Source organism: Methylobacterium sp. PvR107 (assembly GCF_017833295.1).
Taxonomy (GTDB): Bacteria; Pseudomonadota; Alphaproteobacteria; order Rhizobiales; family Beijerinckiaceae; genus Methylobacterium.
Genome location: NZ_JAFIBW010000001.1, coordinates 1,672,714 through 1,688,634, shown reverse-complemented (window position 1 = coordinate 1,688,634; position 15,921 = coordinate 1,672,714). Strand labels below are relative to the sequence as shown.

At 69.2% G+C, this 15,921-nt stretch carries 14 protein-coding genes; 8 read left to right on the top strand and 6 right to left on the bottom strand.

Annotation, left to right across the window (positions count from 1 at the left end; genetic code table 11):
- The first annotated feature begins 2 nt into the window (after nt 1-2).
- Nucleotides 3-932 carry a 3-keto-5-aminohexanoate cleavage protein gene (locus JOE48_RS07800; RefSeq protein WP_210029037.1) on the top strand — a complete coding sequence of 310 codons (930 nt, stop codon included), beginning with the start codon at nt 3-5 and terminating at the stop codon, nt 930-932.
- A gap of 91 nt (nt 933-1,023) precedes the next feature.
- On the opposite strand, the gene JOE48_RS07795 is transcribed toward JOE48_RS07800, so the two are convergent.
- The 3 genes from JOE48_RS07795 to JOE48_RS07785 are packed head-to-tail and all read right to left on the bottom strand — an operon-like array spanning nt 1,024 to nt 3,935.
- Nucleotides 1,024-1,305, bottom strand: a complete 282-nt coding sequence (locus tag JOE48_RS07795) for a DUF167 family protein (protein WP_210029036.1) — start codon at nt 1,303-1,305, stop codon at nt 1,024-1,026.
- A 10-nt stretch (nt 1,306-1,315) separates the two neighbouring features.
- The gene (locus JOE48_RS07790) at nt 1,316-2,683 is read right to left on the bottom strand and encodes an FAD-binding oxidoreductase (RefSeq protein ID WP_245252752.1); all 1,368 of its coding nucleotides are present in this window, start codon (nt 2,681-2,683) and stop codon (nt 1,316-1,318) included.
- A 58-nt stretch (nt 2,684-2,741) separates the two neighbouring features.
- A complete protein-coding gene (locus JOE48_RS07785; protein ID WP_210029035.1) occupies nt 2,742-3,935 on the bottom strand; it encodes a fumarylacetoacetate hydrolase family protein in 1,194 nt (397 codons plus the stop codon).
- 315 nt (nt 3,936-4,250) lie between these two features.
- On the opposite strand from JOE48_RS07785, the gene JOE48_RS07780 reads away from it, so the two are divergent.
- The 7 genes from JOE48_RS07780 to JOE48_RS07750 all read left to right on the top strand — a co-directional run bounded on the left by JOE48_RS07780 (nt 4,251) and on the right by JOE48_RS07750 (nt 12,312).
- Entirely contained in the window at nt 4,251-5,312 is a 1,062-nt protein-coding gene (locus JOE48_RS07780; protein ID WP_210029034.1) for an ABC transporter ATP-binding protein, read from the top strand.
- A gap of 74 nt (nt 5,313-5,386) precedes the next feature.
- Complete coding sequence (locus JOE48_RS07775; RefSeq protein ID WP_210029033.1) at nt 5,387-6,697, top strand: ABC transporter substrate-binding protein; 1,311 nt, start codon at nt 5,387-5,389, stop codon at nt 6,695-6,697.
- 21 nt (nt 6,698-6,718) lie between these two features.
- Entirely contained in the window at nt 6,719-7,675 is a 957-nt protein-coding gene (locus JOE48_RS07770) for a carbohydrate ABC transporter permease (RefSeq protein WP_210029032.1), read from the top strand.
- Entirely contained in the window at nt 7,672-8,610 is a 939-nt protein-coding gene (locus JOE48_RS07765) for a carbohydrate ABC transporter permease (protein WP_210029031.1), read from the top strand. The genes JOE48_RS07770 and JOE48_RS07765 overlap by 4 nt, the downstream gene beginning before the upstream one ends.
- Nucleotides 8,611-8,664: 54 nt before the next feature.
- The gene (locus tag JOE48_RS07760) at nt 8,665-10,305 is read left to right on the top strand and encodes a dihydroxyacetone kinase subunit DhaK (protein WP_210029030.1); all 1,641 of its coding nucleotides are present in this window, start codon (nt 8,665-8,667) and stop codon (nt 10,303-10,305) included.
- Nucleotides 10,306-10,330: 25 nt separating this feature from the next.
- Entirely contained in the window at nt 10,331-11,266 is a 936-nt protein-coding gene (locus tag JOE48_RS07755) for an alpha/beta fold hydrolase (RefSeq protein WP_210029029.1), read from the top strand.
- An 89-nt stretch (nt 11,267-11,355) separates the two neighbouring features.
- Entirely contained in the window at nt 11,356-12,312 is a 957-nt protein-coding gene (locus JOE48_RS07750) for a D-2-hydroxyacid dehydrogenase family protein (protein ID WP_210029028.1), read from the top strand.
- 2 nt (nt 12,313-12,314) lie between these two features.
- On the opposite strand, the gene JOE48_RS07745 is transcribed toward JOE48_RS07750, so the two are convergent.
- The 3 genes from JOE48_RS07745 to JOE48_RS07735 are packed head-to-tail and all read right to left on the bottom strand — an operon-like array spanning nt 12,315 to nt 15,921.
- On the bottom strand, nt 12,315-13,409 hold the full coding sequence (locus tag JOE48_RS07745; protein ID WP_312893120.1) for an ABC transporter permease subunit: 1,095 nt from the start codon (nt 13,407-13,409) through the stop codon (nt 12,315-12,317).
- Between the two features lie 5 nt (nt 13,410-13,414).
- A complete protein-coding gene (locus tag JOE48_RS07740) occupies nt 13,415-14,338 on the bottom strand; it encodes an ABC transporter permease subunit (RefSeq protein ID WP_210029026.1) in 924 nt (307 codons plus the stop codon).
- On the bottom strand, nt 14,335-15,921 hold the full coding sequence (locus JOE48_RS07735) for a peptide ABC transporter substrate-binding protein (protein ID WP_210029025.1): 1,587 nt from the start codon (nt 15,919-15,921) through the stop codon (nt 14,335-14,337). Before JOE48_RS07735 ends, JOE48_RS07740 begins: the two co-directional genes overlap by 4 nt.

Here is a 15,921-nt window from a genome sequence, read left to right as displayed (position 1 = left end):
GCATGGCCTCACAGCGGAAAGTCATCATCACCTGCGCGGTGACGGGCGCGATCCATACGCCCAGCATGTCGCCGCACCTCCCGGTGACGCCCGAGGAGATCGCCGACGCCGCCATCGGCGCCGCCGAGGCGGGCGCCGCCATCGTGCACCTGCACGCCCGCAACCCGGAGAACGGCCAGCCCGACCAGTCGCCCGAGGCCTTCGCCAAGTTCCTGCCGGTGATCAAGCAGCGCTCCAACTGCGTGGTGAACATCACCACCGGCGGCGCGCCGACCATGTCGATCGAGGAGCGCGTCCGCCCGGCCGCGACCTTCCAGCCGGAAGTCGCCTCGCTGAATCTCGGCTCGATGAATTTCGGCCTGTTCGGCATGCTCGATCGCTTCAAGGATCTGAAGCACCAGTGGGAGCGTGATTACCTCGGCAACAAGGACATCATCTTCCGCAACACGTTCGGCCAGATCGAGCACATCCTGACGACCTGCGGCCCGAACGGGACGAAGTTCGAGTTCGAGTGCTACGACACCGCGCACCTCTACAATCTGAAATACTTCTTCGACCGCGGTCTCGTGCAGGCGCCGCTGTTCATCCAGACCGTGTTCGGCCTCCAGGGCGGGATCGGCGCGCATCCGGACGACGTGATGCACATGAAACGCACCGCCGACCGGCTGTTCGGCGACCAGTACCGCTGGTCGGTGCTGGGGGCCGGCCGCAATCAGATGAACATCGCCGCCATGGCGGCCGCGATGGGCGGCAACGTCCGCGTCGGCCTGGAGGACAGCCTCTGGGACGGGCCGGGCAAGCTCGCCGAGACCAACGCGGCGCAGGTCCGCCGCGTCCGGTCGATCATCGAGGGTCTCGGCCTCGCGGTTGCCTCGCCCGACGAGGCGCGCGAGATCCTGGCGCTGAAGGGCGGCGACAAGGTCGCGTTCTGAACAAGCCGTCGATGGATGATACGTCGCCGGAGGTGCGACGCATCATCCTGGAACTGCTGATGCCCGCGCCCGCGAAGACGTCGGCGGTGCCTCACGGCGGCCCGAAAACCCGATCCAGATCCGCCTGCGCCGCGCCGTCGATCTCGAGGATCTTCAGGCGGCTCTGTTCGCCGGTAACGATGCGAACCGAGCCGCGGCTAACCTTCAGCGTCTTGGCGATCAGCGTCACCAGCGCCTCGTTGGCCGCGCCCTCGACCGGCGGGGCTGCGACGCGGGCCTTCAGGTAGGGCTGACCCTTCACGTCGTGAGCCCAGCCTTCCGCGGCGTCGCGGCCACCGCGCGGCGTGAGGCGCACCGCCAGCCGGATCGACACCGCAACGGTCTCAAAAAATCTTGCCGGGGTTCAACCGGTTGTCCGGGTCGAGCGCCCGCTTCACGAGCCGCATGACGGCGATCTCCGCAGGCGAGCGCGACAGCTTCAGCTTGGCCCGCTTCTCGAGCCCGATCCCGTGCTCCGCCGAGACAGACCCGTTCAGCGCCGCCAGGGGCTCGTAGATCGCCGCGTCGATGGCGGCGTTGCCGGCGGCGTCGAGGCGGGTCGTGTTCCAGTGCAGGTTGTTGTCGCCGATATGCCCGTAGACGACCGCCCGGCAGCCCGGAATCGCCGCGAGGCGGTCAAGCGCCCCGCGGACATAGTCATCCATCTTCGCAAGGGGCACGCTGACGTCGAAGGCGCGCTCGATCCCGTCGGCGTTGAGGTGCTCCACACGGTCACGGATGCGCCACATGCCCCGTCGCTGTTCCTCCGAGGAAGCGATCGCCGCGTCGAGGATCGTGCCCTCGTCCATCAGACCTTCGAGCATGTTGAGGAATCGGTCGGATTCCTCAGATACGCACTCGACCTCGATGATCGCGTAGAACGGGTAGTCGTGGCCGAGCGGCGGCGTCGCGCGCCCCGGTGCCGTCATCAGCCGGTAGAAGTCCGGCCACAACCCCTCGAAGGAGGAGACGCGCCCCTGAAAGGCGCTCTGGGCCGCCCGCAGCACCCGCGCCCCGTCGTCCAAGCTGGGGCAGGCGATGAGCGCGGTGGCGTAGCCCGCGGGTTCCGGACGCAGCCGCAGCACCGCCCGCGTGACGATGCCGAGCGTCCCTTCGGTGCCAACGAAGAGTTGCTTCAGGTCGAGCCCGGTGTTGTTCTTGATCAGCGGGCGCATGGACGACACCACCGTGCCGTCGGCGAGCACCGCTTCCAGGCCGAGCACCATCTCGCGCATCATGCCGTAGCGGAGCACCCGCAGGCCGCCCGCATTGGTGGAGATCGCGCCGCCGATCGTCGCCGAGCCGCGGGCGCCGAGGTCGAGGGGGAAGAACAGGCCGCTCGAAGTCGCTGCATCCTGCACGCTCTCGATGGTAGCGCCGGTGCCGACTACCACCGTCATGCCGAGCGGATCGACCGGCTCGATCCCGGTCATGCGTTCCGTCGAGAGCGTGATCTCGTCGGGCGCGCAGAGCGTGCCGTCGACGAGCCCGGTGGCGCCGCCCCGCGGCACCACGGCGACGCCCGCCGCGTGGCAGGCCGCCATGACGGCGCTGGTCTCGGCAGTGTTCCGCGGGCGGACCAGCGCGAGGGCCGCGCAGGGCTCGGCCGGCCGCGTCCAGTTGGCCGAGCGTCCGCGCAGCTCGTCGCCGGTGACGAGGCCGGACGGTCCGACGATCGCGGCGAGGCGGTCGAGGAAGGCGGCGTCGGTCATCGGCATCATCTCGGAGGGAACAAGCATCGTGTCGGGCGGGGCTCCGCCCGACGCTCTGTCACAGAATGCCGCGTGCCGCGAGGTTGCGCATCAGCGCGCGGGCGCCGAACGTCCAGGGCTCGCAGGCGTCGCATGGGCGCATGCGATTGACGAGGCTGCCGAGTTCCGGGCTCGCCACCACGACCCGGTCGCCCTCGGCGTGGGTGAATCCGAGGCCCGGACCGTGCCGGTCCTGGATCGGCGCGAACATCGTGCCGAGGAGGAGGAGGGCGCCGTCCGGGTAGTTGTGCGTACGGCCCATGAGCGCCTCCGCCAGCTCCTCCGGGTCGCGGCTGATCTCGGCGAGCGGCGAGGTCCCCTCCAGCCGGAACCCATCGGTGCCGACGACTTCTAGGGTGACGGTGGTGCGGCGCACGTCGTCGAGTCCGAACGTGTCGTCGAAGAGCCGCAGGAATGGACCGAGGGCGCAGGAGGCGTTGTTGTCCTTGGCCTTGCCGAGGAGCAGCGCCGACCGGCCCTCGAAGTCGCGCAGGTTCACGTCGTTGGCGAGCGTCGCGCCGACGATGCGCTGGTCGGAGGTGACGGCGAGGGCGACCTCGGGCTCAGGGTTGTTCCAGTGCGAGTCCGGGTGGAGGCCCGCATCCGCGCCGCAGCCCACCGCCGAGAGCGGCTGCGCCTTGGTGAAGATCTCGGCATCCGGGCCGATCCCGACTTCCAGGTACTGGCTCCAGGCCCCCTGCGCGACGAGCACGTCCTTCAGCGCCATCGCCTCCGGCGAGCCGGGCTTCAGCCGGCGCAGGTCGCGGCCGACCAAGCGCTCGACCTCGGCGCGGATCGCCGCGGCGGCGGCGAGGTCACCGCGGGCGCGCTCCTCGATCACCCGCTCCAGCATGGATGTGGCGAAGGTCACGCCCGCGGCCTTGAGGGCCTGCAAGTCCGCCGGCGCGAGGAGCCACGGCCGGGTTGCGTCGCGCTCGTCGGGCGAAGTGTTGCCCAGGATCGCGTCCAGGCTGCCGAGATCCGCGCCCTCGGCCGCCCGCAGGGCGGCACCGGGATCGCGGACCTCGCACAGGTCGCTGACCGTCGGGAACGTGGCGGTGACGTCGATGGCCCGCGCCTCGCCCGTCGCATCGGCGCGGATCGCCACGACGCTCGGGCCTGAGACGTCCGGCCGCCACACGCGGCCCACGAGGGCACCCCGGCAACCATCGGCAGGCAGAATTTCCTGCGCGGTCAGACCCGATGACGTCATGCGCTTCATTCCCCTGGATCTATGCCCGCGGCGCGCCCTGTCCGGAGGTCCGGGGCCCCTCGGGCAGCCACCCGCGACGCTCCGCAACTGAGCCTCCGGCGTCGAGGCCGGCGCGCGGATCCATAGCATTTCACGTCGGCCGTCATCCCCTCGCGTGTTTCACCGCGACGGCCTCGTCACCCGCCCCGAACGCATAGCCTGACAGATTGAAGTTTATCTGCAGCTTTGCCGTGGCACCCGCTTGCTTTCCTGCACACCGTCCTTTGTACTGAAGCTCTAGAGCCGCCGTCAGAGTGGCCGATATCGGGAGGAAGCATGGCCTCGGTGGGAATCCGCGAGGTTCGCAAGGCTTTCGGATCGACGAACGTCCTGCACGGCGTGTCCGTGGATATCCGGGACGGTGAATTCGTGATCCTGGTCGGCCCGTCGGGCTGCGGGAAATCGACCCTGCTGCGGATGATTGCCGGTCTTGAAAACATCTCCGGCGGCGAGATCCGTATCGGCGAGCGCATCGTGAACGATGTTCCGCCGAAGGAGCGGGACATCGCCATGGTGTTCCAGAACTACGCGCTCTATCCGCATCTCACGGTGCGCGAGAACATGGCGTTCTCGATGCGCATCCGGAAGGCACCGGCCTCGGAGATCGACCTGCGCGTCAACAAGGCGGCGCAGATTCTTGGGCTCTCGCATCTGCTCGACCGATATCCGCGTCAGCTCTCAGGCGGCCAGCGCCAGCGCGTGGCCATGGGCCGTGCGATCGTGCGCGATCCGCAGGTGTTCCTGTTTGACGAACCGCTTTCGAATCTCGACGCCAAGCTGCGCGTGGCGATGCGCACCGAGATCAAGGAACTGCACCAGCGGCTGAAGACGACGACCATCTACGTCACCCACGACCAGATCGAGGCCATGACCATGGCCGACCGGATCGTGGTGATGCACGACGGCGTGGTCGAGCAGATCGGACCACCGCTGGACCTCTACGACCGGCCCGACAACCTGTTCGTCGCGGGCTTCATCGGCTCGCCGGCGATGAACTTCGTGTCCGGGACGATCCGCCGGAACGGTCATCTCGTCTTCGTCAGCGACACGGGCCTTACAATCCCCCTCGACGCGGCGCCGGCGGGTGCGGATGGGCGGCGGCTGATCCTGGGCATCCGGCCCGAGCATTTCGACCTCACGCCGGACGGCATCGCCGCCGAGGTTGTGGTGGTGGAGCCGACCGGTTCGGAGACCATGCTGGCGGTGCGGGCGGCAGGCCATGACCTCACCTGTGTCCTGCGCGAGCGTGTCCGTGAGCTTCCCGGCGAGACCGTCTTCGTGCGTCCGAACCGGGTGCACCTCTTCGACGCCGAGAGCGGTCGCCGCCTGCCGGACTGACCTGCATCGAACAGCACCAGCCGACAGGGGCGGCACGCCTCCGCGGCAGACGATCCTCGAGGGAGTAGAACCCGATGTCTGGTCTTGATCGCCGTTCCCTCCTCACCGGCGCCGCCGCGGCGGGTCTCGCCGTCGGCGGTGACCTGCTGGGCTTTGCCAAGGCCTGGGCGCAGACCGCCGAGTGGAAGCCGGAGCCCGGTGCCAGCCTGTCGCTCCTGCGCTGGAAGCGCTTCGTGCCGAGTGAGGAGGAAGCCTTCCTGAAGATGGTCGATGCCTTCACCCAGGCGACGGGCGTCAAGATCACGGTCAGCAACGAATCCTACGACGACATCCAGCCGAAGGCGTCCGTAGCGGCCAATACCGGGCAGGGACCCGACATGGTCTGGGGCCTGTTCTCGTTCCCGGCGCTGTTTCCCGACAAGTGCGTGCCGCTGGGAGATGTCGCGGCCTCGCTCGCGAAGAAATACGGGCCCTGGTTCCCGTCCGCGGAAGCGTACGGCAAGGTCAAGGGCAACTGGATCGCGATCCCCGTCTCGTTCAACGGCGGCTATCCGAACTATCGCATCTCGGCGATGAAGAAGGCGGGCTTCGACAAGTTCCCGACCGACACGGCCGGCTTCCTCGAATTGTGCAGGGGCCTGAAGAAGAACAACACGCCGGCCGGCTTCGCCCTGGGCCACGCCACCGGCGACGGCAACACGTGGTGCCACTGGGCGCTCTGGTCCCATGGCGGCAATCTCGTGGACGCCAACGAGAAGATCGTCATCAACTCGCCGGAGACAGCCAAAGCGCTCGAATACGTGAAGTCGCTGTACGAGACCTTTGTGCCGGGCACGGTCTCTTGGAACGATTCCTCCAACAACAAGGCCTTCCTGGCCGGCGACCTGTACCTCACCAACAACGGCATCTCGATCTACGCGGCGGCCAAGAAGGACAACCCGAAGCTCGCCGAGGACATGGACCATGCGGTCTGGCCCGTCGGCCCCGTCGGCAAGCCGACCGAGTTCCAGCTCGCCTACCCGATCCTGGCCTTCAAGTATTCGAAGGCGCCCAATGCCTGCAAGGCCTTCATCGCATTCATGATGGAGGCGTCGAACTACAATCCGTGGCTGGAAGCCGCGCAGGGCTACCTGTGCGAGCCGCTGTCGAACTATCCGAAGAACCCGATCTGGACGAGCGACCCGAAGAACGCGGTCTTCGCCGAAGCGGGACGGCGCTCCCTGGCCGCCGGCGGCCTCGCGCCGGTCAGCGAGCGCATCGCCGCGGTGCTCGCCGACTTCGTGGTGGTCGACATGTTCGCGAGTCACTGCACAGGCCGCGAGGATGTGAAGGGCGCGATCAAGAACGCCGAGCGCGCGGCCACGCGCATCTTCCGGAACACTTGAGCCGGGAGCGGAGCCGAGATCATGGCGCACACGGCCCTGACACAGCCCGCCCCGGTCGCGGTTCCGACCCGCTCGGCCTGGGCGCGCCTGCGCGCGAGCCGCGGCTGGGCGGGCTTCTGGTTCATGCTGCCCACCGCGCTGATCCTCGGCCTGTTCCTGGCCTACCCGCTCCTGAAGGGCATCTGGCTGTCCTTCACCAATGCCCGGATCGGCCGCGACGGCGTGTTCATCGGCCTGGAGAACTACGCGTGGCTCTGGGACGACGACGTGTTCTGGCTCTCGGTGTTCAACACCTGCCTCTACACGGTGGTCGCCTCGGTGGTGAAGTTCGCGGTCGGCCTGTATCTCGCGCTGCTGCTCAACAAGAACATGCCGTTCAAGGCGATCGTCCGCTCGATCGTGCTGATCCCGTTCGTCGTGCCGACGGTGTTGTCGGCCATCGCGTTCTGGTGGATCTTCGACAGCCAGTTCTCGATCATCTCGTGGTCGTTGCGCCATCTCGGTGTCATCGACGGCAACATCGACTTCCTCGGCGAGCCCGCCATGGCCCGGGCCTGCGTGATCTTCGCCAATATCTGGCGCGGCGTGCCATTCATCGCGATCACGCTGCTCGCCGGCCTGCAAACGGTCTCGCCCTCGCTCTACGAGGCGGCGACGCTCGACGGCGCGTCGAATTGGCAGATCTTCTCGCGGATCACCCTGCCGTTGCTCACCCCAATCATCGCCGTGGTAATGACCTTCTCGGTGCTGTTCACCTTCACGGATTTCCAGCTGATCTGGGCCATGACCCGCGGCGGCCCGGTCAACGCCACCCATCTGATGGCGACGCTCTCGTACCAGCGGGGCATCCTGTCCGGGACGCTCGGCGAGGGCGCTGCCATCGCCACCGCCATGGTGCCGTTCCTGCTCGCCGCCATCGGCATCTCGTGGTTCGGCCTGCAGCGCCGGGCCTGGCAGGCCGGAGAGTCCGACCGATGAGCACGCCCGCCCCGCCGGCCCACGCCGACCCGCGGCTCGCGCCCGTCCTGGAGGCGCAGCCGGCCGGGATCACCGACAACTCGGAGGGGATGGCTTATCTGGAGCGCCTGCCCCGGCGGCTGGTGACAACCTACCTGCCGCTCCTCGTCATTCTCGTCGTGCTGCTGTTCCCGTTCTACTGGATGGCGCTGACGGCCATCAAACCGGACGAACAGCTGATCGACATGGAGCGGTTCAACCCGTTCTGGGTCGTGGATCCGACGTTCAAGCACATCCACAAACTGCTGTTCGAGACGCAGTACCCGCGCTGGCTCTGGAACACCATGTACGTGTCGGTGGCGGCCACGGCACTGTCCCTGTTCGCCAGCGTGCTGGCCGCCTATGCCTGCGTGCGGGTCCGCTATCGGGGCGCCGGCTGGGTCGGCGCGGCGATCTTCCTCGCGTATCTCGTGCCGCCCTCGATCCTGTTCATCCCCCTCGCCACCATCGTGCAGGCCTACGGCCTGTTCGACTCGCCGATCGCGCTGATCCTCGCCTACCCGACGATCCTGATCCCGTTCTCGACTTGGCTCCTGATGGGCTACTTCAAGACGATCCCCTACGAGCTGGAGGAATGCGCGCTGATGGACGGCGCCAGCCGCTGGCAGATCCTGACCAAGATCATCCTGCCGCTCGCCTTCCCGGGCCTGATCTCGGCCGGGATCTTCTCGCTGACCCTGTGCTGGAACGAGTTCATCTACGCGCTGACCTTCCTGTCCTCGACGCAGAACAAGACGGTGCCGATCGCCGTGGTCAGCGAATTCGTTGACGGCGACGTCTACAAGTGGGGCTCGCTGATGGCCGGCGCGCTGCTCGGCTCCCTGCCGCTGGTGATCCTCTACTCCTTCTTCGTGGAGTATTACGTCTCCGCGCTCACCGGCGCCGTGAAGGAGTGACCCTCCGCCGAGGCCGGCCGCACAAGCACGGATGAATCCGGAGACGGTCACGCCATGGCCCATTTCCTCAATGCCCGTGCCACCCTGGTCAACGACGCCGTCGACGGGCTGCTGGCCGCCAGCGGCGGCCGCCTCGCCAGGCTCGATGGCGATCCGAACATCCGCGTCGTGCTGCGCGCCGAATGGGAACCCGACAAGGTCGCCGTCGTCTCGGGCGGCGGCTCCGGTCACGAGCCGGCCCATGCCGGGTTCGTGGGGCCCGGCCTCCTCAGCGCGGCCGTCTGCGGCGACGTCTTCGCCTCGCCGAGCGTCGATGCGGTGCTGGCCGGCATCCTGGCGGTGACAGGGCCCGCCGGCTGTCTGCTCGTCATCAAGAACTATGCGGGTGATCGCCTGAATTTCGGGCTGGCCGCCGAGCGAGCCCGGGCGCTGAGCCGCAAGGTCGAGACGGTCGTGGTCTCGGACGACATCGCGCTACCGGACGCCAAGCAGCCCCGCGGCATCGCCGGCACCCTGTTCGTCCACAAAGTCGCGGGTCACGCGGCTGAGGCCGGTCAGCCGCTTGAGGCGGTGGCGGCATGCGCGCGCCGGGCAGCCGCCGCGGCGAAATCGCTCGGCATTGCGCTCTCGACCTGTACCATCCCCGGTTTGCCGCGCAGCGAGCGTCTGGCGGAGGGACAGGCCGAGCTCGGCCTCGGCATCCACGGCGAGCCCGGCGCTGAGCGCATCACGCTGCCCAAGGCGAGCGACCTGGCCCGAATGATGGGCGCGCGCCTTTCCGCGGCCGCCACGGGCCCCGACCGGTTGGCGCTGCTCGTCAACAATCTCGGCTCGGCCTCCGCGCTGGAGATGCAGGTGCTGACGCAGGCCGTGCTCGCCACCGGTCTCGGATCGCGCGTGCGCCTGCTCATCGGGCCCGCGCCCCTGATGACGGCGCTCGACATGCACGGTGCCTCGCTGTCCGTCCTGCCGCTCGACGACGAACTCGAAGCGGCGCTTCTCGCGCCCGTGCCGGTCCCGGCCTGGCCCGGCGCCGTGCGGGTCTGCGCGCCGGTCCTGCGCCCGGTGCCTGACGGGCTCGCGGGCGAGGCGTTCACCCCCTCGCGCGATTCGGTAACGGCCGGCCGGATCGAAGCCGTCGCGGGGGCACTGATCGCGGCCGAAGCGGCGTTAAACGCCCTCGACGCCAAGGTCGGTGACGGCGATGCCGGCACGACCTTCGCGGGCGCGGCGCGCGCGGTTCAGGCCGATCTCGACCGGCTGCCGCAAGCCGATCCCGCCGCCCTGTGCCGAGCCCTCGCCGAGCGGATCGGCCGGGCGGTGGGCGGATCGAGCGGCGTGCTCGGATCGATCTTCTTCGCCGCGGCCGCCTCCGCTTTGGCCGCCGGCGCGGCGTGGCCGGACGCCCTGGCCGAGGGGGTAACTCGGGTTCAGGGTTACGGCGGCGCGAATCGAGGCGACCGGACGCTCCTCGACGCCCTGATTCCCGCGGTCGAGGCCCTGAGATCCGGCGATCTCCGGGCCGCCGCCGAGGCTGCGCGCGCGGGTGCCGACGCCACGGCCCGGATGGACCGCGCCGGCGCCGGCCGGTCCAGCTACCTCACTGCGGGCGACCTCGCGGGCGTGCAGGACCCGGGAGCGGCCGGCGTGGCGGCGGCCTTCGCGGCCCTCGCCGGCGCGCGGAATACGATCTGACGATCGATAGGGACGGGGAGGCTTCATGATGCGGCTGACGATGGCGGCGCTGGCGCTCGGTGTCTTGCTCGGCCTGCCGAGCGGCGCCCGCGCGCAATGGGCGATCCCCGATGAGGTGAAGACCGTCTCGGTCGGCGGATATCCCCTCGCGTATCGGGAAACCGGATCCGGCGAGCCGATCGTCCTGGTGCACGGCTCGCTCGGCGATTATCGGATCTGGTACGCCCAGGCGCCGGACTTCTCGAAGGAGTACCGGGTCCTGTCCCTCAGCCTGCGCCACTATTATCCAGAGCGCTGGAACGGTGTCGGCGAGGACTTCTCCATCGCCCGGCACGCCGCCGACGTGGCGGCCCTGATCCAGCGGCTCAACCTCGGTCCGGTCCACCTGCTCGGCCATTCCCGCGGCGGCGCTGTGGTGCTGACGGTGGCCAAGGCGCATCCCGAGCTGATCAAGACGCTCATCCTGGAGGATGCCAGCGGGATGGAAGGGCTGCTCTCCGAGACGCCCGAGACGAAGGCGATGGCCGGCGAGGTGAAGGGGCTGGTCGCGCGGCTGCGGGAGAATTTGGCCGCGGGCGACAAGGAGAAGGCCGGCCAGGAATTCACCGATGGCCTGAACGGGCCAGGCACCTGGGTGAAGCGCTCGGCGCTCCAGAAGGAGATCCTGCTCGACAACCTCGGCACCGGCGTCGACAGCGGTGAGCGCGGGCACATCACCTGTGCGGACATCGCCAAATTCGAATTCCCGATCCTGACGCTCACGGGCGAGCGCAGTCCCAAACGCTACCCGGAAGGCTTCGCGGCGGCCCGGACCTGCAATCCGTCGCTCCCGGCCGCGATCGTGATCCCCAACGCGGCGCACGCCATGAACCGGGACAACCCGGATGCCTTCAACGCGGCCGTACTGGACTTCCTGGCCCGCCACCGCGGGACGCCGCAGCCTGCGTCCGCGACCCGCTGAGTGCAGGTGCAGACTCCGTTTGACCCGCGGTCCGGCTGGGCCTACGCCACCGCGCCATGAGGTGCGGCCATGCGCCGGGAGCCTTCGCCATGCGAACCTGCCTGATCCTCGACGATTACCAGCAGGCGGCGCTGGCGCTCGCCGATTGGGGACGCCTCTCCGGGCAAGTCGCCGTCTCGTCGGTCTCTGACCACATCGCGGATCGTGACTCCCTGATCGCGCGCATCGACCAGGCCGAAATCCTCGTGATCATGCGGGAGCGGACGCCGTTCCCGGCGGCGCTGCTGGAGCGGCTGCCCCGCCTGGAGCTGCTGGTCACCAGCGGGATGCGCAATCTCGCCATCGACGTCCCGGCGGCCAAGGCCCGCGGGATCACGGTTTGCGGAACGGAATCGAGCCCGACACCGCCGACCGAGCTGACCTGGGCGCTGATCCTCGCGCTCGCCCGCCAGCTTCCGCTGGAGCACCAGAATCTCCGCAACGGAGGGCCGTGGCAGAGCACGATCGGAATCGATCTCGCCGGCGCCACCCTGGGCGTACTGGGCCTCGGCAAGCTCGGCAGCCGCGTTGCCGAGATCGGGCGCGCCTTCGGCATGCGGGTGATCGCCTGGAGCCCAAACCTTGATGACGGCCGTGCCGCGGCGGCCGGCGTCGAGCGGGCGGCCTCGAAGGAGGCGCTGCTCGAGGCGAGCGACGTCGCTACGATCCATCTTGTTCTGGGTGATCGGACGCGCAGCCTCCTCGGCGAAGCCGAGCTGCGCCGGATGCGGCGGGACGCGATCCTGGTGAATACTTCCCGGGCGCCGATCGTCGATCAGGCGGCCTTGGTGCGCGCGCTCACGGAGGGATGGATCGCCGGTGCCGGCCTCGACGTGTTCGAGACCGAGCCTCTGCCCCCGGACAGCCCGTTCCGCAGTTTGCCGAACGTGCTGGCGCTGCCGCATCTCGGCTACGTCTCGCGCAACAACTATCGGACCTTCTTCACACAGGCGGTCGAGGATATCGAGGCGTGGATCGCCGGATCGCCGATCCGGACACTCGCCTGACGCTACTCCGCGCGCGGATCGAGGGCATCGGCGAGCCCGTCGCCCAGGAGGTTGAGCGCCACAAGCGTGGCGATCAGGAAGGCCGCCGGGGCGGCGAGCAGGTGGGGTGCTGCCTCGATCGACCGCGCGCCCTCGGCGATCAGCACGCCCCAGCTCGCCTGCGGCTCCTGCACGCCGAGGCCGAGGAACGACAGGAAGCTCTCCAGCAGGATCACCTGGGGGACGAGCAGCGTCGCAGTCACCGCCACCGGCCCCAGCGTGTTGGGAACAATGTGGCGCAGGATGATGCGGCGCGCATCGAGCCCGAGGGCGTAGGCGGCGCGCACGAAGTCGCGCGTGCGCAGCGACATGGTCTGGGCGCGCACGACGCGCGCCATGTCGAGCCACTCGACGGCCGTGATCGCCACCAGCATCAGCAGGACACTCGGCCGGAAGAACACCAGCAGCAGGATCACGAAGAACACGAAGGGTAGGGCGTAGAGCACGTCGACAAACCGCATCATCACCGCGTCGACGGCGCCGCCCAGGAACCCCGCCGTGGCGCCATAGAGAACGCCGATGAGCAGCGCCGCGAGGCTTGCCACGAGGCCGATCGCCAGCGAGATCCGGCCGGCCACGAGGCAGCGCGTGAGGAGATCGCGGCCCTGGATATCGGTGCCGAGCGGGAAGTGCAGGCGCCGGAGCGGCACGGCCACGATGAGGCTGCGGCCCGAATCCCGCTCCTCCACGACCTCCGGCGCATCGAACAGCGCCGAGCGCGGCAGGTAGACGAGGCTGCGACGGTCGACGCCCGCGTCGGAGCCGAGCGTCAGGCGCAGGGAATCACCGTCCCGTGCCACAGCGTCGAGCCGGGCGCGCATCCGGAAGGCGAGACGTTCCAGCGCCGGGCCGAGATGCGCGGCATCCGGCTGCGTCGTCAGCCCGGCCGGAAGCTGCCGAAGATCCGGATAGGCGCGCTCGGGATCGTGTCCGGTCAGCGCCGGTCCGATCAGGCAGGCGAGGGCGATCAGGACCAGCACGGCAAGGGACGCCATCGCAGTGCGCTCCCGTGCAAGGCGCCCCAGGGTTCGGCGGGCGGGCCCCGCCGGGGTCGGCACGACGCTCAAATCCCGGCACGCAGGCGCGGATCGAGCCACGCGCAGGCGAGGTCGGCCGCGATGTTGAGGGCGATCACCAGCCCGGCGACCAGCAGCACCGTGCCCATCACCAGCGTGTAGTCGCGATTGAGCGCGCCCTCGACGAAGTAGCGGCCGATGCCCGGCAGGCCGAAGATGGTCTCGACCACGATCGATCCCGTGAGCAGGGCCGCCGCGAGGGGCCCGAGATAGGCCACCACCGGCAGCAAGGCGCCCCGCAGGGCGTGCCGCGTGACCCGAGCTGGCGGTAGGCCGAGGCTGCGCATCGTGCGCACCGGCTGCGTGCGAAGCACCTCGGCGAGCGAGGCGCGGGTCAGCCGCGCCAGGGCGCCGATCTGCGGGAGCGCCAGGGTGATCACCGGCAGGACGAGGTGGCTTGGGGCGCCGTCGTTCCAGCCGCCGAGGGGTAGCCAGCGCAGCGTCAGCCCGAAAGCGATCTGAAGCAGGGGCGCGACCACGAAGCTCGGCAGCGACAGGGTCAACGCCGCGCCGATGCCGAGGAGACGGTCGATCACGCCACCGCGTCCGAGCGCGGCGGCGACGCCCAGGCTCACGCCGAGTCCGGTGGCGAGAGCGAGGGCGAGGGCGCCCAGGGTCGCCGAGACCGGGAGGCCTCGGGCGATCAGGTCGAGGACGCTCATGTCGCGGAACGAGAAGGACGGTCCGAGATCCCCCTGCAGCAGCGAGGCGAGATAGCTGCCGAACTGTTCGATCAGCGGCCGGTCGAGGCCGTAGACGCGGCGCAGATTCTCCATGGCGGCCGGTGCCAGGGGTCGTTCCAGATCGAACGGGCCGCCGGGCGCGAGGCGCATCAGGAAGAAGCTGACGGTGATGACGGCGAGCAGAGTCGGCACCGCCTGCGCGAGGCGGCGCAGGATGAAGCGGATCACGCGGCGAGCCTCAGGAAGCGCGTCGGCGCAGCGTTGCGCAGATTCGGATGATAGCCGTGCAGCCGCGGCGCGATCAGCGCCTTGGACCGGTAATGCATCAGCGGGATCCAGGGCAGTTCACGCAGCGCGATCGTCTCCGCATCGTAGAGCAGGTCGGCGCGGCGGCCGAGGTCGCGCTCCGCGGCGGACCGCGCCATGAGATCGTCGTAGGCGGCATTCGACCAGCGGCCGGCATTCATGCCGTCATTCCCGCTCTGGAGCAGGAACAGGAAGTTTTGCGCGTCGGAATAGTCGGCGATCCAGCTCATGCGCGCGACGTCGAAGTCGCCGCCGTCGCGCAGGTAGGCGAAGTGCGTCTTGGCGTCGGTATAGACGAAGCGCGTCCTGATCCCGAGATCGCGCCACATTTCGGCAATCGCCACCGCGACGGTGCGGTTGTTGTCGCTGACGTTGAACCGATATTCGACGGTGAGGGGGTTGCCCGGGCCGAAGCCGGCCTCGGTCAGCAGCCGGCGCGCTTCAGCCTCGTGATCGATCGGCAGGCCGAGGCGCCCCGCGGTCTCGCGCGGCGTCCGGTAATTGTCGAGGCCGGGTGGGCAGAGGGAATAGGCTGGGCTCATAGTGCCGCCGTTCAGCCCGTCGGCGAGGTACTCGCGGTCGATCACGAGGGACAGGGCCTGCCGCACCCGCCGGTCCGAGAACGGCGCCTTGCGCGTGTTGACCACCAGAGCCGCCAGCCCGAGCGCGGGTCCGAGAACCACCTGGGAGCCGAAGCGGCGGCGCAGGTCGGCGATCTGGTCGACCGGCAGATCCGCCAGCGAATCGATCTCGTCGGCGGCGTAGCGGCGCACGGCTGCCGCCAGGTCGGGTGTCGGCAGGAACGCGACCTGCCGGATCGCCAGACCGGCGGCTGCGGGATGATGCGGATTGGCCTCGAGCGTGATCGCGCCGCCTGGCACCCTGTCGCGGAGGCGGTAGGGGCCGTTCGTCACGAGGTTGCCGGGCCGCGTGAACGACTCGCCGTAGCGCTCGACCGAGGCTCGATGGACGGGCAGGGCGGTCTGATGCGTCAGAAGTTCCAGGAAATACGGCGTCGGCTGTTCCAGGGCGATCGAGAGGCGAAGCGGCCCTTCCGCCTCGACCGCCAGCGCATCCGCGGGCATCTCGCCGCGGTTCACCGCCGCGGCGTTCCGGATCGGGAACAGGATCTCGGCGTATTTCGCCCCCGTTTTCGGGTCTAGGATACGGCGAAGCGAGTAGACGAAATCCGACGCGGTGACGGCCTCGCCGTTCGACCAAAGGCCGTCGGGCCGGAGATCGAACCGGAAGGTCAGCCCATCCGGGGAGACGGTCCCTGCCTGGGCGGCACCCGGGATGATGGCGCCGCGATTGTCGTAGGTGAGAAGGCCGTCACAGAGATCGCGCAGGATATGCGCCTCCGCCACCGTCGACGAGCGGTGGGGATCGAGGGTCTCCGGATCGGCGTCGTTCCCGCGCCGGTAGAGCAGATCGGCCGCGCGAGCGGGGCGCACCGCACACAACGCGGCCGCGCCGGCCAGCCAGTCGCGCCGGCGCAGGTGCAT